This is a genomic window from Janthinobacterium sp. SUN128 (assembly GCF_030587275.1).
Classification (GTDB): Bacteria; Pseudomonadota; Gammaproteobacteria; order Burkholderiales; family Burkholderiaceae_D; genus Janthinobacterium; species Janthinobacterium lividum.
In genome coordinates this window covers 1,650,063-1,671,790 of the sequence record NZ_JAPWHY010000001.1, presented here as the reverse complement: position 1 = coordinate 1,671,790, position 21,728 = coordinate 1,650,063, and the positions used below count along the sequence as shown (strand labels likewise).

Genomic DNA, 21,728 nt, shown 5'->3' with positions numbered 1-21,728 from the left:
GCATAGGGCCGCGTGGGTGCAGAGATCAAGCGGTGCGCTGTTTTCCTCCTGCAAGAGGGGTGCCCCATGGTATATTTCGGGCATCAGTTTTCCCCTTATCGACACGGTGCACGCAAACAACATTCTTTCCTTGCTGGACGCCGAGCATACTGCGCTGGGCAGCATCGCGGCAGGCGCTAACCTGGCCCATGCATTGGAGCATTTGTTGCAGGCGCTGCAAGACCTGGCCGACGGCGGCGCGCATGCCTGCCTGGTGCTCATCGACGAAGCCGACCGCTTTTGCGGCTTGTCCGCGCCCAGCCTGCCACAAGACCTGTGCTTGGCCTTGCGCCATGGCGGCGACCAGCCATCCCCGTTCGGTACGGCCGCCTTTTCCGGCGCACCCGTGTATTGCGGCGACATCACGCGCGACGTGAACTGGAGCGCCGGACGCAAGGAAGCCATGCTGCACGGCTACCGCGCCTGCTGGGTCGCCCCCGTGTTTGGCGCCAAGGGGCATATCTTGGGCGTGCTGGGCCTGTTTTTCCAGGCGCCATGCCATCCCACGCAACCCGAGATCGAATTGCTGGCGCTGGCCGCGCGCGTGGCCGCGCATGTCATCGAGCGGGGCCAGCTGGAACAATCGCTGCACGACAGCCGCGAACACTTCCATTACGCCATCGAACTGAACACGCAAGTGCTGTGGACGGCAGACGTCGACGGCAAGCTCGATTATGTGGCGCAGCGCTGGCGCGAATGGACGGGTGGCAACGGCCTGGGCACCAGCTGGCTGGACGCCATCCACCCCGAGGACGTGCCCCATTCCCTGGCGGCCTGGAGCGAAGCGGTGGGTAGTGGCCAACCTTTCGACCAGGAAATGCGCGTGCGCCGGCAGGACGGCCAGTACCGCTGGGTGCATTCGCGCGCGTATTGCCGGCAGGACGAGCGCGGCCAGCCCGTGAAATGGTATGGCTCGTGCGAGGATATCGACGAGCACTGGCAGGCGCGCAATGCCTTGCTCGACAGCGAAGCGCAGTTCCGTTCGCTCGCCTCCACCATGCCGAACCAGGCCTGGCTGGCGCATGGCAGCGGCGCCACCTACTGGGTCAACGAGCAGGTCTGCGACTACACGGGGCAATCGCTGAAGTCGCTGGTCACCAGCGGTTTTCGCCACTGCGTGCATCCGGACGACATGCTGTCCACCCAGCAGAGCTGGGACCGGGCCGTCGCTACCGCCAGCGCCTATGAACACGAATTCCGCATGCGCCGCGCCAGCGACGGCGCCTACCGCTGGTTCCTGGCGCGCGCCTTGCCGCTGTTCGACGAGGCGGGCACGGTGCTGCGCTGGGTAGGCACGAATACGGACGTGCAGGAACAGAAGAACGTGCTGGAAAAGATGGCTTACCTGAACTCCTCGCTGGAAGTGGAAATGGCCAACCGCACTGCCGACCGCGACCGCATGTGGCGGCTGTCGACCGACATCATGCTGGTGGCGGACCTGGCCGGCATGATCATCGCCGTCAATCCCGCCTGGAGCCAGATCCTGGACCGGCCGGAAATCGAGTCGCTGGGCATGGATTTCATCAGCCTCGTGCATCCCGACGACCGCATGGCCGCCTTGAAGGACTTGTCGCGCCTGGCCCATGGCGCGCCCACCTTGCGCATGGAAAACCGCTACCGGCGCCGCGATGGCGGCTACCGCTGGATTTCCTGGACGGCCGTGCCTGCGCAAAAGCTGATCCACGCCATCGGCCGCGACGTCACCGATGAAAAAGAGGCGCGGCTGGCACTGGTGCGCAGCGAGCAAGCCTTATTGCAGGCGCAAAAGCTGGAATCGATCGGCAAGCTGACGGGCGGCGTGGCCCACGATTTCAACAACGTGCTGCAAATTATCTCGGGCAATCTGCAGTTGCTGAAACTGACGGTGGCCGACAATCCGCAGGCGGCCAGGCGTCTCGCATCGGCCGCATCGGCCGTCGAGCGGGGCGCCAAGCTGTCGTCGCAATTGCTGGCCTTTGCGCGGCGTCAACCTTTGCGGCCGCTGGTGACGGACCTGGGGCGTTTGCTGCGTCGCATGCATGAGCTGATCCGGCGCGCCCTGGGCGAGGCGATTACCGAGGAAACCTTCATCAGCGAAGGCTTGTGGCATACCCTGGTCGACCCGAACCAGATGGAAAACGTACTGCTGAACATGGCCATCAACGCGCGCGACGCGATGCAGAAGGGCGGGCGCCTGACTTTTACCTTGAGCAATGTTACGCTCGATGCCGCCTACGCCAGCCGGCATGCGGACGTGCTGGAGGGGCAATACGTGCTGCTGACCATCACCGACACGGGCCACGGCATGGCGCGCGACGTGATCGACCAGATTTTCGAGCCGTTCTTCACCACCAAGCGCGAAGGCGAGGGCACGGGCCTGGGCCTGTCCATGGCCTACGGCTTCATCCGCCAGAGCGCGGGCCACATCAAGGTGCACAGCGCGCCGGGCGCCGGCACGACGTTCAAGATTTACCTGCCCCGTTCGCTGGAAACGCTGGCCGAGCCGCCACCTGGCCTGACGGGTCCCGTGCTGGGCGGCAGCGAGACCATCCTCGTGGTGGAAGACGATGCTCCTGTGCAGCACACCGTGGTCGACATGCTGCGCGGCCTCGGCTACGACGTGCTGCATGCGGACGATGGCGCCTCGGCGCTGGCCCTGCTGGGCACGGGCGTGGCCATCGACCTGCTGTTTACGGACGTGGTCATGCCGGGCCCCGTCAGCAGCAAGGAGCTGGCGCAGCAGGCCAAATTGCTGCTGCCGGAGCTGGCCATCTTGTTTACCTCGGGTTACACGCACAATGCCATCATGCAGGGCGGGCGGCTGGACCCGGGCGTGGAGCTGTTGAGCAAGCCCTACCAGCGCGAAGACCTGGCGCGGCGCATCCGCCATTTGCTGGCCGACCGCCGCCTGGTGGGCGCGCCCGACCCGTCCGGGCGGCGCATCCTGCTGGTGGAAGATAATGACGATGCACGCGAAATGACGACGGAAATGCTCAATATGCTGGGCCACACCGTGCACGGCGTGTCCAGCGCGGAGGAAGCCTTGCCCCTGCTGGCCTTGCCGGGCCTGGACGTGCTGGTGACGGACATCAGCCTGCCCACCATGTCCGGCCTGGAACTGGCGCGCCATGCGCGCACGCACTGGCCGCAGCTGGAGGTGGTGTTTGCTTCCGGCCACGACTGGGGCGCCAGCCTGATGCAGGACGCCAGCGCGCGCTTCCTGCGCAAGCCGTTTGGCCTGGAAGAGCTGGCCGGTGCACTGAAGGCGCGCCGGCTCGACGTTTACTAGACGGTTAGTCCGGCGGCAGCAAGGCTTGCTGCAATTGTTCCATGGTAAATGGTTTCACCAGGAAGCGCGCCTGCGGGTCCAGCACGCCGGAATTGGCTGGCGCATGGCCGGTGGAAAACACCACTTCCAGCTGCGGATGGTCGCGCGCCGCAACCTCGGCCAGCTCGACGCCCGACATCTGCGGCAGGCTGATATCGGTCAGCAACAGCTCCAGTCCCGGCGTGCCCAGCAGGGGCAAGGCTTCCTCGGCCGTGCCCACGGCCAGCACCGTGTGTCCCAGCATGTCCAGCAGCTCGCCCGTCATGGCGCGCGCGTCCGCATTGTCTTCCACCAATAGGATATGTCGCGCCTCCGATTGCGCGGGCGTGGGAGACTGCGGCGCCAGCTGCGCGCGGTAGTGGTGCAGGGCCGTCACGTGGCGGCCATTGGCCAGCAAGTGGCGGATGCGCCGCGCCAGGTCTTCGCGCCGGTAGGGTTTACTCAACAATTCGACGCCCGGTTCCAGCCGGCCTCCCTGCATCATGGCGTCCTGCGTGTAGCCCGAGGTAAACAGCACGGCCAGCTGCGGCAGCAGCACGCGGGCCTGGCGCGCCAGTGCCGTGCTGGCCACCTTGCCCGGCATCACCACGTCCGTAAACAGCAGGTCGATGGGGACGCCGCTGCCGATGATGGCCAGCGCGCTTTCGCCATCGCTGGCGCGCAGCACGACATAGCCGAGGCCACGCAGCATGTCCACCACCGTCGTCTGCACCTGCACGTCGTCTTCCACGACAAGGATGGTTTCCTTGCCGCCCAGCACGGGGCCGCCCAGTTGCAGCGGCAGTTCCGTTTCCGCTTCAAGCGAACGCGGCAGATAGATGCGGAAGGTGCTGCCATGGCCCGGTAAACTGTCCACCGTCAGGTGGCCGCCGCTCTGGCGCAGGAAACCGTAGGCCATGGACAGGCCCAGCCCCGTGCCTTCGCCTTCGCGCTTGGTGGTAAAGAACGGTTCGAAAATCTTGTCCAGCAACTCCGCCGGAATGCCCGTGCCCGTGTCCGAGACGGCCAGCTGCACGTAGTCGCCGGGCGTCACGTCCGCATGGCGGGCCGCGTAGTCGTTGCCCAGCACGCAGTTGCTCAGTTCGATGGTCAGCTGGCCCTGGCCATCCATGGCGTCGCGCGCATTGATGGCCAGGTTAAGGATAACGTTTTCCAGCTGGTGCGGGTCGACCAGGGCGCGCCAGCAATTGTCGGCCAGCTGCAAGCGCGTTTCGATGGTTTCACCGGTGGCGCGCCGCAGCAGCTCTTCCGTTGCGCGCAGCAGTTGCGCCAGGTCCGTCACCAGCGGTTTCAATGGCTGGCGCCGCGCAAAGGCCAGCAACTGGGCCGACAGCTTGGCACCCCGTTCCACGGCGGCCGAGGCGCTGGCGATGCGCTTGGCGGCCAGCGGGTCGTCGTCCAGGCCCAGCTGCAGCAGTTGCAGGTTGCCGGAGATAATTTGCAGGACGTTATTGAAATCATGGGCCACGCCGCCCGTCAGCTTGCCCAGCGCTTCGAGTTTTTGCGATTGCAGCAGGGCCATTTCGCTGTGGCGCAACGATTCCTGCATGCTGTGCAAGGTGTTTTGCGCCTCTTTTTCCAGGGTGACATGGCGCCCGGTGGCAAACACCAGGTCGCCTTCGGGCGCCGCCACCCACGACAGCCAGCGGTGGCCGCCATCGCGGTGCCGGTAGCGGTTTTCAAAGCTGGGCATGGATTCCTTGCCGACCTGCAGCAAGGCCTGGCGCGTGGCGGCGGCGTCCTCGGGCAGCACGAAATCGAAGATGCTGCGGCCCAGCATTTCCTCGGGCAGCCAGCCCAGGATGGCGGTGGCGGCCGGGTTGACGGCGGCGAAGCAGCCTTCGGCATCGATGGCCACCATCAGGTCTTGCGCGCTGCGCCACAGCCGTTCGCGCTCGCTGTTGCGCGCGGCCAGGTCCGCTTCCAGCTTCTTTTCCACCGTGATGTCGCGCGCGCTGCAATACACCTTGTCGCCCTCGGGCACGGCCACCCACGACAGCCAGTGCCAGCCGCCCAGCTTGTGGCGGTAGCGGTTTTCGAAGCGCAAGGCAGGCTGGCCCTGGTTGGCCGCCTCCCAGGCCGCATGCGTGCGCGGCAAGTCTTCGGGATGGATCAGTTCCAGGAACTTTGTCGTGCGGATTTCCTCTGCCGACCAGCCCAGGGTGGCTTGCCAGGCGGGGTTCGAATGTTCGAAATAGCCGTCGAGGTTGAGCACGCCCAGCAAATCGGGGCTGACGTTCCAGGTGCGGCCGAACTCGCGCGTGCGTTCGGCCACCTGCGTTTCCATGCTGGCACTGAGGGTGCGCAGCCGCGCTTCCGCCTGGGCCCGCAAAATGGTCGACCAGACCCGTTCCGACACTTGCACGGCCAGTTCGATTTCGTCCGCATGCCACAGGCGCGCCGTGCGGCTGTGCACGACGAACAGGGCAGCCAGCTGGCCATCCTTGGCAATGGGAATGTTCAGGAAGGCACGGATGCCCAGGCGCGCAAACGTGGCCAGTGCGGCCGGCATGGCCGTGCGCGGGTCGCTTGCCACATCGCTCACGGCCAGCGCCTGGCCCGCGCCGAGCGCCTCGGCCAGGCCTGCCGCGTAATCGCCGAGGAAATACTCGCCGGCGGCGCCCGGAGCCAGGCCATCGCTCCACGCATGCTGGAGGGTGGGGCACTGCAGTGCCTGGTCGATATCGAAACAGGCCACTTGCTGGGCGCCCAGGCGCTGCCCCAGCAGCTGCGCCGACAGGGAAAGGATCTCGCCCGTGTCTTGCAGCAGGCGCAGCCGGCGCTCCAGTTGCAGCAAAAAGGCGACGCCGCTGGCGCCGGCCTGGCTGCTGGTGGCAGGGGAGCTGGTCATGCTGGCCTCAGCTTCCGGCCAGCGGCAGGGTGACGCTGAACAGGGCGCCATTGCCGGGCTGGCTTTGCAGGGTGATGGCGCCGCCGTGCGCATCGACCAGCTGCTTGGTGATGAACAGACCCAGGCCCAGGCCGCCAGTGCGGTCCTGGTGGATGACGCGTTCGAAGGCATCGAAGATGCGTTCCTGGTCGCGCGCGTTGATGCCGATGCCATGGTCGCGCACTTCGATGACGGCGCTGTTCTGCGTGTGCGCCAGGCTGATTTCCACAGGCTGGCCCTGGCCGTAGCGCACGGCATTGCTGATCAGGTTGACAACAATCTGCTCAACGCGGAAGGCATCCCAGAAACCCTGGATGGGTTCGAAGGCCAGCACTTCCAGCACGCTGCCCGTCGTGGCCGCATACGGCGCCAGGTCGTCAGCCACCCGGCGCACGAGGCTGGTCAGGTCGACGGCTTCGCGGCGGATCGACAGCTTGCCGCTGGTGATGCGCGAGACGTCGAGCATGTCGTCGATCAGGCGCACCATGCTGCGGATTTGCCGCCCGTCGCGCGCCACCATCTTGCCCAGCTTTTCCGGTTCGAAGGCGGCCAGGTTGCCCCGTTCCAGGTTGACGGTGCGCATCTGCGTCTCGAGGAATAGCGTATTTAGTGGCGTGCGCAGTTCGTGCGCCACCATGGACATGAATTCGTCGCGCAGGCGCAGCGAGCGCTGCAGTTCCGCCTGCGTGGCGCGCAATTCCTTCAGCAGCGCTTCCTGCTGCAGGCGGCTGTGTTCGAGCGCCTGCACCTGGCGCCGCGTTTCGCTGCGCTGCTGGTGCAGGGCAACGAACACATTGACCTTGCTTTGCACGGCATTGATGTCGAGCGGCTTGTGCAGGAAATCGACGGCGCCGCTTTCATAGCCCTGGAAGGAAAAATTCATTTCCTTGCCGGCCGCCGTGACGAAGACGATGGGGATGTGGCGCGTCTTTTCCGTGCCGCGCATCAATTGCGCCAGTTCAAAACCATCCATTTCCGGCATTTGCACATCGAGGATGGCCAGCGCGAAATCGTGCTCCAGCAGCAGGGCCAGCGCTTCTTCGCCCGAGGATGCCTGGTAGACGCTGCGGTCGCTCTCGCGGATCAGCGCATTGAGCGCGCGCAAGTTTTCCGGCAAATCGTCGACGATCAGCAGTTTGGTGCTTGTTTCATTCATCATGTTTCATTCCTGGCATGGCTTTGCCGTCCAGCGTAGTGGGAAGCAGCGTGCGACGGCGCACGCTTGCGGTAGAGCTTTTCGGGACCCGGCAATGGCTCGAAGTCGGCGGCAAAGCGGGTGAAATGCGTGCTTTCCTTGCTGCCCAGGCCCAGGAAACCCCGGTGGCACAGCGAGTCGTGGAACAGGCCCAGGGCCCGTTCCTGCAAGGTTTTGTTGAAGTAAATCAGCACGTTACGGCAGCAAATCAATTGCGTTTCAATAAAAACACTGTCCGTGGACAGGCTGTGGTCGGCAAAGTTGATCCTGTCGAGCAGGTGCTGCTGGAAACGCGCAGTGACATGCTCGACCGTGTAATAGTCGGCCAGCTGGCCCAGGCCGCCGGCGGCCAGGTAGTTGGCGCCATATTCATCGAGCCGGTGCAGCGGATATACGCCGCGCGCGGCCGTGGCCAGCGCTTGCGGATTGATGTCGGTGGCGTAAATCGTGCTGCGTTCAAGCAAGCCTTCCTCGTGCAGCACGATGGCCAGCGACAGCGCCTCTTCGCCCGTGCAGCAGCCTGCCACCCAGATCGTCGGCGACGGGTAGGTTTTCAGTACGGGCACCACCTGTTCGCGCAAGGCGAGAAAAAACGCCGGGTCGCGGAACATTTGCGTGACCGGTACAGTCAAAATCTGCAGCAGCTTGCCAAAGGCGGCCGCATCGTCCAGCACCAGCTGCTGCAAGGCGGGCAGGTCGGCGCAATGCAGGCGTTCCAGCGCCTGATGCAGGCGCCGCCGCTGCGAGGGTAAAGAGTAGTCGCGGAAGTCATAGCTGTAGCGCTGATAGATTGCCTCCATCAGCGTCTGCAGTTGCGCGTCCGTGGTGCGCAGGGACATCAGCGCCGCTCCCGGGCATGGCGTGTCATCACATGCGTTCCATCTTCGGCATCCATACGCGCAGCAGCGAATACAGGCGGTCCAGGTCGATCGGCTTGGCCAGGTAATCGGAGGCGCCCGCCTGCAGGCATTCTTCCTGGTCATTCTTCATGGCCTTGGCGGTAATCGCGATGATGGGCAGCTTGTTGTAGCGGCCGTCGGCGCGTATCAAGCGCGTCGCCTCCAGGCCATCCATGCCCGGCATCATGACATCCATCAACACGAGGTCGATATCGTCCACGCTGTTGAGCTTGCTGATGGCTTCGAAGCCGTTGCGGCCGATTTCCACCACCACGCCTTTCTGTTCCAGCGCATTCGTCAGGGCGAAGATATTGCGCACGTCGTCGTCCACCAGCAAAATCTTGCGCCCTTCAAAGACGCGTTCGCGGCTGCGCACCTGCTGCAGCATGCCCTGGCGCTCGCTCGACAGTTCGGACTCCACCTTGTGCAGGAAGAGGGTGACTTCGTCGAGCAGGCGCTCGGGCGAGCGGGCGCCCTTGATGATGATGGAACGCGAATACTTCATCAGGTCCGCTTCTTCTTCGCGGCTCAGGTTGCGGCCCGTGTAGACGATGACGGGCGGGAACGAGCACAGCTCTTCATGTTCCATGCGTTCGAGCAATTCGTTGCCCTGGATATCGGGCAGCTTCAAGTCGATGATCATGCAGTCGAAAATCTGCGTTTTCAGCAATTCCAGCGCTTGCTCGCCCAGGGCCACGGCCGTGATTTCCACGTCGTCGTCGCTGATCAGGTGCACCACGCTTTCACGCTGGCGTTCGTCGTCCTCGACCAGCAGGATGCGCTTCATTTTTTGCGTGAATTTCGATTCGAGCTTGCGGAACACTTCCTTCAACTGCTCGCGCGTGCGCGGCTTGGTGGCGTAGCCGATGGCGCCCAGCTGCATGGCTTCCTGGATCTGGTCGTTGCCGGAGACGATGTGCACGGGAATGTGGCGCGTCAGCGGGTTTTCCTTGAGCTGCTGCAAGACCAGCAAGCCCGGACGGTCCGGCAAGCCCATGTCGAGCAGGATGGCGTCGGGCAGGAATTCTTCCGCCAGGCGCAAGCCTTCGTCGGCGCCATGCGCCACCAGGCAGCGGTATTGCATTTCATGCGCGAGGTCGAACAGGATGCCGGCAAACGACGGCTCATCCTCGATCACCAGCACGGAACGCTGGCCGGTCTTGGCAGCCGGCACGCTATTCCTGTCATCCTGGAAGGTGGGCAGCGGCACGGGCTTGGCGGCGGGCGCCGCCTTGGGCGCGGCGGCCGCGGCGGGTGCTTGCGGCGCGGCCGTGGGTACTGCCGCCGCTTCCACCGCGTGTTCCGGCATGGCGGCCGGCAGCACGAGGGTAAACGTGCTGCCCTGGCCTGGCGCGCTGGCCAGCTCGATGCTGCCGCCGAGCAAGGCTGCCAGGTCGCGCGAAATCGACAGGCCCAGGCCCGTGCCGCCATAGCGGCGGCTGGTGGTGCCGTCGGCCTGGTGGAAGGCGTCGAAAATCTTGTGCTGCTGGTCGCCGGCGATGCCGATGCCCGTATCCTGCACCTGGAAGCGCACCTGGCCGGCCGCAGCGGTGCTCACGTGCAGCGATACCGTGCCCGCATCGGTGAACTTGATGGCGTTCGACAGCAGGTTTTTCAGGATTTGCTCGAGGCGCTGGCGATCGCTGACGAATGACGGCGGGGCGTCCGGCGCCACCTTGACGTCAAAAACCAGTTTCTTTTGCTGCGCCTGGGCGCCAAACAGCATCCTCATGCTGCTGAGCAGCTCGTCGAAGGGAACGGTTTCTGGCGTCAGTTCCAGCTTGCCCGCCTCGACCTTGGAAATGTCGAGGATATCGTTGATAAGGGTGAGTAAGTCGTTGCCGGCCGAATAAATGGTTTGCGCAAAAGTCACTTGCTCCGGCGTCAGGTTGCCGCTGGTATTGTCCGACAGCAGTTTCGACAGGATGAGCGAGCTGTTCAGCGGCGTGCGCAGCTCATGCGACATGTTCGCGAGGAATTCGGATTTATAACGGCTGGCCCGCTGCAATTCTTCCGCGCGGGCTTCCAGCTGGGCATGCGCCTCGCCGATGGCCATGTTTTTCTGGTCCAGCGACAGCGCCTGCACGGCCAGCTGCTCGTTCGACTGCTCCAGCGCCGCCTTTTGCTCTTCCAGGTGGGCTTGCGACTGTTCCAGCACGCGCGACTGCTCGCCCAGCTCTTCATTGGCCGTGCGCAGTTCTTCCTGCTGCACTTCCAGTTCTTCATTCAGTTGCTGGGTTTCTTCCAGCACATTTTGCAGGCGCTGGCGGTACAGGGCCGCTTCCAGCGAGGTGCCGACATTCGCGGCAATCAGGTTCAGCCATTCCTTGGCGCGGGCACTGACGGGATGCGTAAAGCCCAGTTCGATGACGCCGTTGACGGCGCCTTCATTGTTGACTGGTGTCAAGACCAGTTCCAGCGGCGTGCCGCGGCCCAGGCTTGACGTCACGGTCAGGTAATCGTCGGGCACTTGCCGTATATGCTTGAGGCGTTTTTCGCGCGCCGTCTCGCCCACCAGGCCTTCGCCCAGCTTGAAGACTTGCTTGTCCTTCACGCCCTGGTCGTTGAAACCGTACACGGCCGTGCGGCGCAGGCTGCCATCCTCGTCGACGACGTACAGGGTGGCGATGGCCACGTCGAGGCGGTGCGCCAGGAAGTCCAGCACGTGCCGTCCCAGCTGCGGCAAGCCCAGCTGGCCGCTCGTATGCGCCGCCAGTTCCGTCTGCCCCGTGCGCAGCCAGGCTTGTTCCTGCAGCACGTCGTTGTCCTTGCCGCGCTGCTCGAGCGCATCGTTGTAGATATCGGACAGGCGCAGCAGTTCGCGCCGTCCCAGATAGGCCAGCAGGCCCGACAGTCCCAGGCTGAGGATGAGGAATACGACCACGGCCAGCATGGTGCGGCTTTCGGCCGTGTCGGCCCGTTCCTGGCGCAGCCGCTGTTCCATGGACAGGAAGGCGAGGAATTCGCGGCGGATTTCGTCAAATTCCAGCTTGCCTTCTCCCTGGCGCACGCGCGCGAGGAATTCCTGGTTGCTGCGGCGCTGGGCGATCACGCCTTCGGCGTAATCGAGCCACTGGCCTTGCAGCGCGCGGATGCGGCGCAAGCGGTCCACCTGGATGGGACTGTCGGATACCAGTTCCAGCAGGGTGGTCATTTCGACGGCGATCTTCGCCTTGCCCGATTTATATGGCGCCAAAAACGTTTCGTCGCCCGTCAGCAGGTAGCCGCGCATGCCTGTTTCCAGGTCGACCGACAATTTCATGACTTCATTTGCATTGCCGATCACCCGTTCGGAATGCTCGACCGAGCGCAGGGCCGAGAGCAGGTAAGCGATGAGGGCGACAAACACGAGGGCCGTGATGACCCCGATGACCAGCGGCAAGGTGACATTGCGGGCGAGGATGCGGCGAAAGCTGAAGGAATCGATCGGGGTCTTGGTATTCATCATGTCCGTATAAGGCTGTCGCGAAAAAATCAATTTTAATTGAAATGCAAGCTTTCTGGTGGTCAAGCATAGCGTGCGCTAGCATAACAGCCTTGGGGACAATTTCCGACTTGCAAGACTGTGCAAAGCGCGGTAGCGCACGGATGAAAGTCAAGGAAAAATCAAGTTGGCCACGATTGAGACAAATCAAAGAGATTGGCTGTTGCCATCCTAAGATGCAGGAGGTGGTGGCGTTCTTGCGGACGGCCGCCGTGTGCAAGCCAGAGCCCATGCAGGAGGACATCATGGCCAATCATTTGATACAGCGCGATGCGCTCAATCCCTTGGGGCGTTTTGACCCGTTCAGCGACATGGAAGACATGATGCGCGACTTTTTGTTGCCCGCCTTGCGCGCGCGCGACGTGGGCAATGGACGCATGCGTATCGACATTGCCGAAACCGAGCAAGCTTACCTGGTGCAGGCGGACATTCCAGGCGTCAACAAGGACGATATCAAGGTCTCCATCGACGGCAACCGCGTCTCCATCAGCGCCGAACTCAAGAATGAAAGGGTGACGCGCGACGGCGGAGGCAAGGTCGTGCGCAGTGAACGCGAGTACGGCCAGCAATACCGTAGCTTCGTGCTGCAGCATGAAGTGGACGAGGCCGGCGCGCAGGCCCGCTATGAAAATGGCGTGTTGCTGCTCGACTTGCCGAAGAGGGAAGGCACGGGCGGGCGGCAGCTGGCGATACAGTGACACGGGCCGGGGCATGAAAAAACGCCGGACGGAGCCGGCGTTTTTTTGGAGGGGGCTGGGTGGCAGCGCGCTGCCACCCGGTTTGCCTCTATATATATGTCAGTCGCGGATTTCCAGCGCCCGGTTCAGGCTCAGGGCGGCCAGCGAGGCGACGGCGCCTGACAGCAGGTAGAAGCTGACATAGGCGAGGCCGAAGTTGGCCGACAGGCCCAGTGCCACCAGCGGGGCGAAGCCGGCGCCGACCAGCCAGGCCAGGTCGGAGGTCAATGCCGCGCCCGTGTAGCGGAAGCGGGCAGGGAAGTTGGCCGTCACGGCGCCGGCTGCCTGGCCGTAGGACAAGCCCAGCAGGCTGAAGCCGACGAGGATGAAGACGTCCTGGCCGAAGTTGCCGCCACCCATTAGGGTCGGCACGAAGGCGCTGAAGATGGCGATCAGCACGGCCAGCACGCCCAGGGTGGTGCGGCGGCCCACCTTATCGGCCAGCAAGCCGGAAATCACAACGCCGATGGCAGCCAGCACGGCGCCCATCATTTGCACTTGCAGGAAGTCCGAAGCGGAACGCGTCTGGTAGACGGAAATCCAGGACAGCGGGAACACGGTCACCAGGTGGAACAGGGCGTAGCTGGCCAGCGCGGCGAGGGCACCGATCAGCACGTTGCGGCCCTGGCCGCGGCTCATTTCAAACACGCTCACGGGCTGCAGTTCGCGTTCGTCCAGCAGGCGCGCATATTCATTCGTCGACACCAGGCGCAAACGGGCAAACAGGGCCACCACGTTGATGGCGAACGCCACATAGAACGGATAGCGCCAGCCCCAGTCGAGGAAGTCTTCATCCGTCAGGGTGGTCAGCATGAACCAGAACAGGCCGGCGGCGATCAGGAAGCCGGTGGGCGCACCCAGCTGGCCCAGCATGGCGTACCAGCCGCGCTTGTTTTCCGGCGCGTTCAGGGCCAGCAGCGATGGCAGGCCATCCCATGAACCGCCCAGCGCCACGCCCTGGCCGATGCGCAGCACGGACAGCCAGATGATGGCGGCAAAGCCCAGGTGCGAATAGGTTGGCAGGAAGGCGATGCCGGCCGTCGACACGCCCAACAGGAAGAGGGCGATCGTCAGCTTGGCGCTGCGTCCCATGCGGCGCTGGATCTCCATGAAGATCACGGTGCCGAAGGGACGGGCGATGAAGGCGAACGAGAAAATCAGGAACGCATATAAGGTACCTTCCAGGCGTTCTTCAAATGGGAAGAAGACGCGCGGAAACACCAGCACCGAGGCGATGGCGTAGACAAAGAAGTCAAAGTATTCGGAAGCGCGGCCGATGATCACGCCGACGGCGATCTCACCAGGGTCGATATGCGATTCGACCGTGCCGGCCCCGCGTGCGTCGCGCAGGGAGTGGGGGGAAAAGTCGGCGGGTACATCCCCGCTGTGTATGCGCGTGCTGGACATGATGATCGTCTCCAATATAGTTTCGAGTTCGGCCAACGCGTAACTTACTCCGGGTGTCTCACGCCCGGAGTAGGACTATTCATCAGGTAGCCGTAGGAAAACTCCGCGTCTACGCAGTGAAAGTCCGAGCAAGGGGTAGGACAAAACGTCCAATTGCCAACGCGCTCCAGTGAGAATACAGTACCATATCTTCATCCCCTGTACTGGACTTTCCTGTATGTTTTCATTAAAAGTTCGTCGCGGACTGCTTCTTTTACCTCTCGCATTGTTGGCTGGTTGCAATACGGTGGTACTGAATGCGTCTGGTGACATCGCAGTTCAGCAAGGCAATTTGATTGTCATCTCGACATTGCTGATGCTGTTGATTATCGTTCCGGTAATCGCCCTGACCCTGCTTTTCGCATGGCGCTATAGAAAAAACAACACCGCGGCCAAATACGAGCCGGACTGGGACCACTCGACTCGCCTCGAGCTGATCATCTGGGGCGCGCCCCTGCTGATCATCATCGTGCTGGGCCTGCTGACCTGGATCAGCACCCACACCCTCGATCCTTATCGTCCGCTGAGCCGTATCGACGCCAACCGTCCGATTCCTGCCAGCCACAAGCCGATGATCGTCGAAGTCGTGGCCCTGGACTGGAAATGGCTGTTCATCTATCCGGAGCAAGGCATCGCTTCCGTGAATGAACTGTACGCGCCCGTCGATCGTCCGATCCGCTTCAAGATCACCGCGTCGTCCGTCATGAACTCGTTCTTCATCCCCGCACTGGCAGGTCAGATCTACGCCATGCCGGGCATGGAAACGCAGTTGAATGCCGTCATCAACAAGCCTGGCGTCTACAAGGGCTTCTCCGCCAACTACAGCGGTGCCGGTTTCTCGGGCATGCGCTTCAAGTTCCACGGCGTGAATGATGCGGACTTCGATAAATGGGTGGCATCGGCACGTGCCGGTGGCGGCGCGCTGAACCGCGACGACTACCTGTCGCTGGCCCAGCCTAGCGAACGCGACCCGGTCCGCCGCTACAGCGCCGTACCTAGCGATCTGTACAAGGCAATCCTGAACCGCACCATCGTTTCCGACGCCCTGTGCGTGACGCCGGTCGAGCCATACAAATTGACGATGGCAAATAGCCCGGTAGCGGCCGTAACGGCAGTAGTCGCTAGCGATGCAGTAGTTGAAAAGGGCGTTCAAGCCAAGTAACGACTGCATGAATCCCGCAGCGCATTGCGCTGCAGATACTGGCGCCGCTTGCCTGGCGCCTCCCTTTTTTCTCTGAGAGTAACAATGCTAGACCATATTGATCTGACGAAGCTTATATTCGGCCGTCTGACTTGGGATGCAATTCCATTTCACGAACCTATCCTGCTGGTGACCTTTGCCATGGTTGCCCTGGGCGGTATCGCACTCGTTGCGGCACTGACGTATTTCCGCGTCTGGGGTACCCTGTGGCGCGACTGGATCACCAGTATCGACCATAAAAAAATCGGTATCATGTACATGATCCTGGGCCTCGTCATGCTGCTGCGCGGCTTTGCCGACGCGCTCATGATGCGCACCCAGCAGGCTGTCGCCTTTGGCGACAATGCCGGCTTCCTGCCACCGCATCACTACGACCAGATCTTCACCGCCCACGGCGTGATCATGATCTTCTTCGTCGCGATGCCTTTCGTGACGGGTCTGATGAACTACGTGGTGCCGCTGCAAATCGGCGCGCGCGACGTGGCTTTCCCATTCCTTAACAACTTCAGCTTCTGGATGACCACCATGGGCGCCGCCCTGGTCATGGCTTCGCTGTTCGTCGGCGAATTCGCCCGTACGGGCTGGCTGGCCTATCCGCCGCTGTCGGGCATCGTCGGCAGTCCGGACGTGGGGGTAGACTATTACATCTGGTCCTTGCAGATTGCCGGGGTCGGGACGCTATTGTCCGGTGTCAACCTGATCGCCACCATCGTCAAGATGCGCGCGCCAGGCATGACCTGGATGAAAATGCCCGTCTTCACCTGGACCGCACTGTGCACCAACATCCTGATCGTCGCCGCTTTCCCGGTGCTGACGGCTGTGCTGGCCATGCTGTCGCTGGACCGCGTTGCAGGCTTTAACTTCTTCACGACGGAACTGGGCGGCAACGCCATGATGTACGTCAACCTGATCTGGATCTGGGGCCACCCAGAGGTGTACATCCTGATCCTGCCACTGTTCGGCGTGTTCTCGGAAGTCGTCGCCACGTTCAGCAGCAAGCGCCTGTTCGGCTACGCTTCGATGGTGTACGCCACCTGCGTCATCATGATCCTGTCGTACCTGGTATGGCTGCATCACTTCTTCACCATGGGTTCGGGCGCCAGCGTCAACTCCTTCTTCGGCATCACGACGATGATCATTTCGATCCCGACGGGCGCGAAGATCTTCAACTGGCTGTTTACCATGTACCGCGGCCGTATCCGCTTCGAACTGCCGATGCTGTGGACGATCGGCTTCATGGTCACCTTCACCATCGGCGGCATGACCGGCGTGCTGCTGGCCGTACCACCAGCTGACTTCGTATTGCATAACAGCCTGTTCCTGATCGCCCACTTCCATAACGTGATTATCGGCGGCGTGGTCTTCGGTGTATTCGCTGCGATCAACTACTGGTACCCGAAAGCCTTCGGCTACAAGCTCGACGCGTTCTGGGGCAAGTGCTCGTTCTGGTTCTGGTTCGTCGGCTTCTACCTGGCCTTCATGCCGCTGTACGTGCTGGGCCTGATGGGCGTGACCCGTCGTGTCAACCACTTTGAAGATCCATCGCTGCAAATCTGGACCATTATCGCCTGGTTTGGCGCCGTCTCGATCGCACTGGGTATCGCTTCCATGCTGATCCAGTTCTATGTCAGCTACCGCAACCGTCACGCCCTGCGCGACGTGACCGGCGACCCATGGGGCGGCCGTACGCTGGAATGGTCGACGTCGTCGCCACCGCCAGACTATAATTTCGCCTTCACGCCACAAGTGCACGAACTCGATGCATGGACTGACATGAAGAAACACGGTTACCAGCGTCCGACGTCCGGTTTCACGAAGATCCACATGCCGAAGAACACCTGGGCTGGTTTCGTGATCGCCGCACTGTCCGCACTGGTCGGTTTTGGCCTGATCTGGCAAATGTGGCTCGTCGCCAGCATTGGCTTCGTGATCATGATGGTCACCATCATCGTCCATACCTTTAACTACAAGCGCGATTACTACATTCCTGCGGAAGAAGTGGTCCGTACCGAAGACGCTTATACTAAATTGCTGAGCAGCCATGTCTGATACCATCGCCCATAACACCGGCGCCGCTGGCGCCGCACCAAGCACGCGCAGCTACTTTGTGCGCGAGCACCACCCGGAAAACGGCAGCCTGCTGGGTTTCTGGCTCTACCTGATGAGCGATTGCCTGATCTTCGCCTGTCTGTTCGCCACGTACGCCGTGGTCGGCCGCAGCTACGCGGACGGCCCGACGGGCGCCGCGCTGTTCGACCTGCCGCTGGTGGCCGTCAACACGGCCATGCTGCTGCTGTCGTCGATCACCTACGGTTTCGCCATGCTGGCCATGCAGCGCAAGCAATTGCGCAGCACCCTGGTCTGGCTGGGCATCACGGGCCTGTTCGGCCTGGCCTTCCTGTCGCTGGAAATGTATGAATTCATTCATCTGATCCACGAAGGCGCCGGTCCGCAGCGCAGCGCGTTCCTGTCGTCGTTCTTTGCACTGGTCGGTACCCACGGCTTGCACGTGACGTTCGGCGTGATCTGGCTCGTGACCTTGATGTTCCAGTTGAACAAGCATGGTCTGACCCCGGAAAACGGCCGTCGCATGATGTGTCTGTCGCTGTTCTGGCACTTCCTGGACGTCATCTGGATCGGCGTCTTCACCTTTGTCTACCTGATGGGAGTGCTGCCATGAGCGACCACCACACACACGGCGATAGCCACCACCATGACAATCACGATCATGGCAGCCTGAAAAGCTATGCCATCGGCTTCATCCTGTCGGTGATCCTGACGGCCATTCCTTTCTGGCTGGTGATGACGAAAGCCATCACCAACTCGGGCACCATGGGCCTGGTCCTGCTGGCGTTCGCGGCTGTTCAAGTGGTCGTGCACATGGTGTACTTCCTGCACATGAACACCAAGTCCGAAGGCGGCTGGAACATGATGGCGCTGATCTTCACCATCATGATCGTGGGCATTGCCATGGCCGGTTCCCTGTGGGTCATGTACCACATGAACCACAACATGATGCCGGATCTGATGCCTGAGTACATGCATACGAAAACGGCTCCATGATGAGTAATACGCGCCCAAGCAACACCGGGCGCGCCCCTGGCGCCGCATCGCAAGATGCCGCGCCAGGCCCACGCGGCATGGTCGTGCGGTATGCACTGGCCTTGCTGGCGGGGATCTTGTTTGCCGGTTTCTGTGCCCTGGGCACCTGGCAAGTCAAGCGCCTCTTCTGGAAGCTTGACCTGATCGAGCGCGTCGAACAACGCGTACATGCGCCCGCAACGGACGCACCTGGACCCGCAGCCTGGGCCAGTGTCACGCAGCAAACGGATGAATACCGCCATGTGCGACTCTCCGGAACGTATCTCCCCATTTTCAATACCCTGGTGCAGGCAACGACGGCACTGGGCAGCGGTTATTGGCTGATCACGCCATTGCGCCTGGCTGATGGCAGCACCGTGCTGGTCAACCGCGGCTTCGTGCCGAAACGCGAAGGCATCGCCGCCGGCACGCCGGCCGGCATCGTCGAGGTCAATGGCTTGCTGCGCATCAGCGAGACGGGCGGCGGTTTCCTGCGCGAAAACAGTCCTGCCACGCAGCATTGGTATTCGCGCGACGTGGCCGCCATCGGCGCCTCGCACATGCTGACCAATGTGGCGCCATATTTTGTCGATGCGAAGGAAAAATCGGAAACGGCCAGCGACGCCCCCGTCGGCGGCCTGACCGTGATTTCCTTCCACAACAACCATTTGGTTTACGCCTTGACGTGGTTTGCGCTGGCCCTGATGGTGGCCGGCATCACGTGGTGGATCGTGCGCGAAGACAAGCGCCGCCGCGCACGCAAGGCTGGCTTGTCCCAACAGCACCTTGATCAATCGCAAGAAAGCGACCATGCCGGGCAGGATTGAAATCCTGCCCAACCGCGAAGTCTTAGAACGCGGTGCGGTGGCGGCCGAGATGGAGCATCCGGCCGGCCACCAGAACATGAAGCTGCTGATCCAGCTGCGCTGGCTGGCCGTGATCGGCCAGATCAGCACGATCTTCGGCGTGGGCGTCGGGCTGGGCATCGCCTTGCCCGTGCCCTACATGCTCGAAGTGCTGTCCTGCCTCATCGCTTTCAACCTGGCCAGCCTGCTGCGCTGGCACGAACGCCAGCCCGTCTCCAACACGGCCCTGTTCCTCGCTCTGCTGGTCGACGTCACCGTGCTGACGGCCCAGCTCTACCTGAGCGGCGGCATCAGCAACCCGTTCGCCTTCCTGTATCTGCTGCAAGTCATCCTCAGCGCCGTCCTGCTGGAAGTGTGGTCGACGTGGATCATGGTGGCCATTACCAGCCTGTGCCTGGCCGGCCTGGCCTTGCTGCCCGGCCCCTTGATCCTGCCGATCGACCCCGAGCGGGGCTTTTCCAGCCTGTACGTGCAAGGCTTGCTGATCTGTTTCATCTTGAACGCCGCCTTGCTGGTGGTGTTCATCACGCGCATCAACCGCAACCAGCGCGCCGGCGACGCCAAGGTGGCCGACCTGCGCCAGCGCGCGGCGGAAGAGGAGCACATCATCCGCATGGGCCTGCTGGCCTCGGGCGCCGCGCACGAACTGGGCACGCCGTTGGCGACGCTCTCCGTCATCCTCGGCGACTGGCGCCGCATGCCGGAGCTGAGCAAGAACAGCGAATTGCTGGAAGAAATCACGGAAATGCAGGCGCAGTTGCAGCGCTGCAAGAGCATCGTCAGCGGCATTTTGCTGTCGGCGGGCGAGGCGCGCGGCGAATCGTCCGTGAAAACGACGATCAACACCTTCCTCAACGACCTGGTCGATGAGTGGCGCACCAGCCGCCCGATCCAGGATTTCGAGTACGATAACCGCATCGAGCACGACGTGCCCGTCGTCTTCGATTCGACCCTGAAACAAACCATCTGCAATGTGCTCGACAATGCGCTGGAAGCGTCGCCCGAGTGGCTGCGCTTCGAAGCGACGCGCGAAGCGGACGCCTTGCACCTGGTCATTACCGATGCGGGCCCCGGCTTCGAGCCATCGATGCTGACGCACCTGGGAAAACCGTACCAAAGCAGCAAGGGCAAGCCCGGCGGCGGCCTCGGGCTGTTCTTGGTGGTCAATGTCGCGCGTACCCTGGGCGGTACGGTGACGGCGCGCAACAGGGTGCAGGGCGGGGCGGTGGTGCACCTGGCCTTGCCGCTGGCGGCCATCAAACTGGAAAGAGAAAGCGACCACCATGCAGGATGACCGTCTGTTACTGATCGTGGAAGACGATGCCGCGTTTGCCCGCACCCTGGGCCGCTCGTTCGAGCGACGCGGCTACCAGGTCATCCTGGCCACCAATTTCGACGAAGCGAGCGCCTTGCTGGAGCAGCACTGCCCCGACTACGCCGTCGTCGATTTGAAGTTGAATGGCAATACCTCGGGCCTGGCCTGCGTGCAGATGCTGCACCAGCACGACCCGGAGATGCTGATCGTCGTGCTGACCGGTTACGCCAGTATCGGCACGGCCGTCGAAGCGATCAAGCTGGGCGCTTGCCAGTACCTGGCGAAACCGTCGAACACGGACGACATCGAAGCGGCCTTCGGCCACGTGGCCGGCAACGCCGACATCGAACTGACGAACCGCGCCACCAACATCAAGACCCTGGAATGGGAACGCATCCACGAAATGCTGGCCGAGACGGATTTCAATATCTCGGAAACGGCACGTCGCCTGGGCATGCACCGGCGCACCCTGGCGCGCAAGCTGGAAAAGCAGCGGGTCAAATAGCCCCAGCGCCGTCTAATCGTTGTCGAATGTCAATTCGAGCACGCTGTCATCGCTCCAGTCCTGCTCCCGCAGCGGCGGCGTAAACGACGAGCCGCTGAAGGGCACGGGCGCGCTCTTGCCGTTGAAACTGATCGTTGCCGCCGTAATGCGCCGCGGCTCGGAAAAGCTGTAGGTTCCTTTTTGCGACACGAAATTGCAGGGGCCGCCCAGTGCGCTCATTGTCGTGCGCATTGCGAAAGGCAAGGTTTCCTTGTCGATGGCCCAATGCACTTCGCACGCCAGCCGCAAGTCGCCCAGGCGGCGCAGCGTGTCGCTGGTGGCCGCGCTCCTGACGTAGGGTATCCACCTGACCGACCCCGCCTTGCGGTTCACGGTCAGCTCGGCCTTCTCATACAGCGGACCCGGCTCGACGGGCAAGCTGAAGATATTGCGCTCCCCCAGCGGTATCGCCATGCCAGCCTCGTCGCTTTCCAGCCGCAGCGCGATGGCGTGCATGTCGACATCGGCACGGCGCGGTTCCAGGATGAAGCGCAATTCGGCGCCAGGCGCCAGCGCATGTTTTTCCTCGAAGCGTTTCACTCCCTTGAGCATGGCGCTGTAGGGTTTCCAGTCCGGGTCGCGGATGCCTTTGACATTGACGGACGCCGCCGCATCCTGCCCGGATGGTTCCACGGCCTGATCGGTATCCGCATACGCCTGCACCGCTGCGCCGTATAAACACAGCAAAAGACCAGCTCTTTGGATTGCATGCATACGCCATCTT

At 62.6% G+C, this 21,728-nt stretch carries 15 protein-coding genes; 9 read left to right on the top strand and 6 right to left on the bottom strand.

Annotated features, from left to right (window positions below):
- Positions 1-106 precede the first annotated feature (106 nt).
- Positions 107-3,307 (top strand): PAS domain-containing protein, encoded by a 3,201-nt coding sequence (locus tag O3297_RS07555; RefSeq protein WP_305048252.1) that lies wholly within the window; start codon positions 107-109, stop codon positions 3,305-3,307.
- A 4-nt stretch (positions 3,308-3,311) separates the two neighbouring features.
- On the opposite strand, the gene O3297_RS07550 is transcribed toward O3297_RS07555, so the two are convergent.
- From O3297_RS07550 to O3297_RS07535, 4 genes are read right to left on the bottom strand one after another with little or no spacing between them, the layout of a single operon-like run.
- A complete protein-coding gene (locus O3297_RS07550; RefSeq protein ID WP_305048251.1) occupies positions 3,312-6,197 on the bottom strand; it encodes a PAS domain S-box protein in 2,886 nt (961 codons plus the stop codon).
- A gap of 7 nt (positions 6,198-6,204) precedes the next feature.
- Complete coding sequence (locus O3297_RS07545) at positions 6,205-7,395, bottom strand: hybrid sensor histidine kinase/response regulator (protein WP_249153760.1); 1,191 nt, start codon at positions 7,393-7,395, stop codon at positions 6,205-6,207.
- A complete protein-coding gene (locus tag O3297_RS07540) occupies positions 7,392-8,270 on the bottom strand; it encodes a protein-glutamate O-methyltransferase CheR (protein ID WP_305048250.1) in 879 nt (292 codons plus the stop codon). Before O3297_RS07540 ends, O3297_RS07545 begins: the two co-directional genes overlap by 4 nt.
- 28 nt (positions 8,271-8,298) lie before the next feature.
- Positions 8,299-11,775, bottom strand: coding sequence for a response regulator (locus O3297_RS07535; RefSeq protein ID WP_305049628.1), 3,477 nt, complete (start codon positions 11,773-11,775; stop codon positions 8,299-8,301).
- 284 nt (positions 11,776-12,059) lie between these two features.
- On the opposite strand from O3297_RS07535, the gene O3297_RS07530 reads away from it, so the two are divergent.
- A complete protein-coding gene (locus O3297_RS07530) occupies positions 12,060-12,512 on the top strand; it encodes an Hsp20/alpha crystallin family protein (protein ID WP_151095382.1) in 453 nt (150 codons plus the stop codon).
- 99 nt (positions 12,513-12,611) lie between these two features.
- On the opposite strand, the gene O3297_RS07525 is transcribed toward O3297_RS07530, so the two are convergent.
- Entirely contained in the window at positions 12,612-13,958 is a 1,347-nt protein-coding gene (locus tag O3297_RS07525; protein ID WP_034784578.1) for an MFS transporter, read from the bottom strand.
- A gap of 217 nt (positions 13,959-14,175) precedes the next feature.
- Between O3297_RS07525 and cyoA the strand changes: the two genes are divergently transcribed.
- The 7 genes from cyoA (at position 14,176) to O3297_RS07490 (ending at position 20,965) form a co-directional block, all read left to right on the top strand.
- Entirely contained in the window at positions 14,176-15,159 is a 984-nt protein-coding gene (gene cyoA / locus O3297_RS07520; RefSeq protein WP_071653323.1) for a ubiquinol oxidase subunit II, read from the top strand.
- Between the two features lie 84 nt (positions 15,160-15,243).
- Positions 15,244-17,247 (top strand): cytochrome o ubiquinol oxidase subunit I, encoded by a 2,004-nt coding sequence (gene cyoB, locus O3297_RS07515; RefSeq protein WP_070253477.1) that lies wholly within the window; start codon positions 15,244-15,246, stop codon positions 17,245-17,247.
- Entirely contained in the window at positions 17,240-17,878 is a 639-nt protein-coding gene (cyoC, locus tag O3297_RS07510) for a cytochrome o ubiquinol oxidase subunit III (RefSeq protein WP_034788486.1), read from the top strand. The genes cyoB and cyoC overlap by 8 nt, the downstream gene beginning before the upstream one ends.
- A complete protein-coding gene (cyoD, locus tag O3297_RS07505) occupies positions 17,875-18,261 on the top strand; it encodes a cytochrome o ubiquinol oxidase subunit IV (RefSeq protein WP_034788483.1) in 387 nt (128 codons plus the stop codon). The genes cyoC and cyoD overlap by 4 nt, the downstream gene beginning before the upstream one ends.
- Positions 18,258-19,106 carry an SURF1 family protein gene (locus O3297_RS07500; protein WP_151095380.1) on the top strand — a complete coding sequence of 283 codons (849 nt, stop codon included), beginning with the start codon at positions 18,258-18,260 and terminating at the stop codon, positions 19,104-19,106. Before cyoD ends, O3297_RS07500 begins: the two co-directional genes overlap by 4 nt.
- Positions 19,090-20,439, top strand: coding sequence for an ATP-binding protein (locus tag O3297_RS07495; protein ID WP_034788477.1), 1,350 nt, complete (start codon positions 19,090-19,092; stop codon positions 20,437-20,439). Before O3297_RS07500 ends, O3297_RS07495 begins: the two co-directional genes overlap by 17 nt.
- Entirely contained in the window at positions 20,429-20,965 is a 537-nt protein-coding gene (locus O3297_RS07490) for a response regulator transcription factor (RefSeq protein WP_034788474.1), read from the top strand. Before O3297_RS07495 ends, O3297_RS07490 begins: the two co-directional genes overlap by 11 nt.
- A gap of 12 nt (positions 20,966-20,977) precedes the next feature.
- Here O3297_RS07490 and O3297_RS07485 read toward each other — a convergent pair whose 3' ends face one another.
- On the bottom strand, positions 20,978-21,637 hold the full coding sequence (locus O3297_RS07485) for a hypothetical protein (RefSeq protein WP_305048248.1): 660 nt from the start codon (positions 21,635-21,637) through the stop codon (positions 20,978-20,980).
- Between the last annotated feature and the right edge of the window lie 91 nt (positions 21,638-21,728).

Excerpts from the sequence above, each read along its gene's own strand:
- cyoB (WP_070253477.1), top strand. The coding sequence starts at position 15,244 with ATGCTAGACCATATTGATCTGACGAAGCTTATATTCGGCCGTCTGACT.
- O3297_RS07535 (WP_305049628.1), bottom strand. The coding sequence starts at position 11,775 with ATGAATACCAAGACCCCGATCGATTCCTTCAGCTTTCGCCGCATCCTC.
- cyoD (WP_034788483.1), top strand. The coding sequence starts at position 17,875 with ATGAGCGACCACCACACACACGGCGATAGCCACCACCATGACAATCAC.
- O3297_RS07540 (WP_305048250.1), bottom strand. The coding sequence starts at position 8,270 with ATGTCCCTGCGCACCACGGACGCGCAACTGCAGACGCTGATGGAGGCA.
- O3297_RS07525 (WP_034784578.1), bottom strand. The coding sequence starts at position 13,958 with ATGTCCAGCACGCGCATACACAGCGGGGATGTACCCGCCGACTTTTCC.
- O3297_RS07530 (WP_151095382.1), top strand. The coding sequence starts at position 12,060 with ATGGCCAATCATTTGATACAGCGCGATGCGCTCAATCCCTTGGGGCGT.
- cyoC (WP_034788486.1), top strand. The coding sequence starts at position 17,240 with ATGTCTGATACCATCGCCCATAACACCGGCGCCGCTGGCGCCGCACCA.
- O3297_RS07495 (WP_034788477.1), top strand. The coding sequence starts at position 19,090 with ATGCCGGGCAGGATTGAAATCCTGCCCAACCGCGAAGTCTTAGAACGC.
- O3297_RS07545 (WP_249153760.1), bottom strand. The coding sequence starts at position 7,395 with ATGATGAATGAAACAAGCACCAAACTGCTGATCGTCGACGATTTGCCG.
- O3297_RS07490 (WP_034788474.1), top strand. The coding sequence starts at position 20,429 with ATGCAGGATGACCGTCTGTTACTGATCGTGGAAGACGATGCCGCGTTT.
- O3297_RS07550 (WP_305048251.1), bottom strand. The coding sequence starts at position 6,197 with ATGACCAGCTCCCCTGCCACCAGCAGCCAGGCCGGCGCCAGCGGCGTC.
- O3297_RS07500 (WP_151095380.1), top strand. The coding sequence starts at position 18,258 with ATGATGAGTAATACGCGCCCAAGCAACACCGGGCGCGCCCCTGGCGCC.
- cyoA (WP_071653323.1), top strand. The coding sequence starts at position 14,176 with ATGTTTTCATTAAAAGTTCGTCGCGGACTGCTTCTTTTACCTCTCGCA.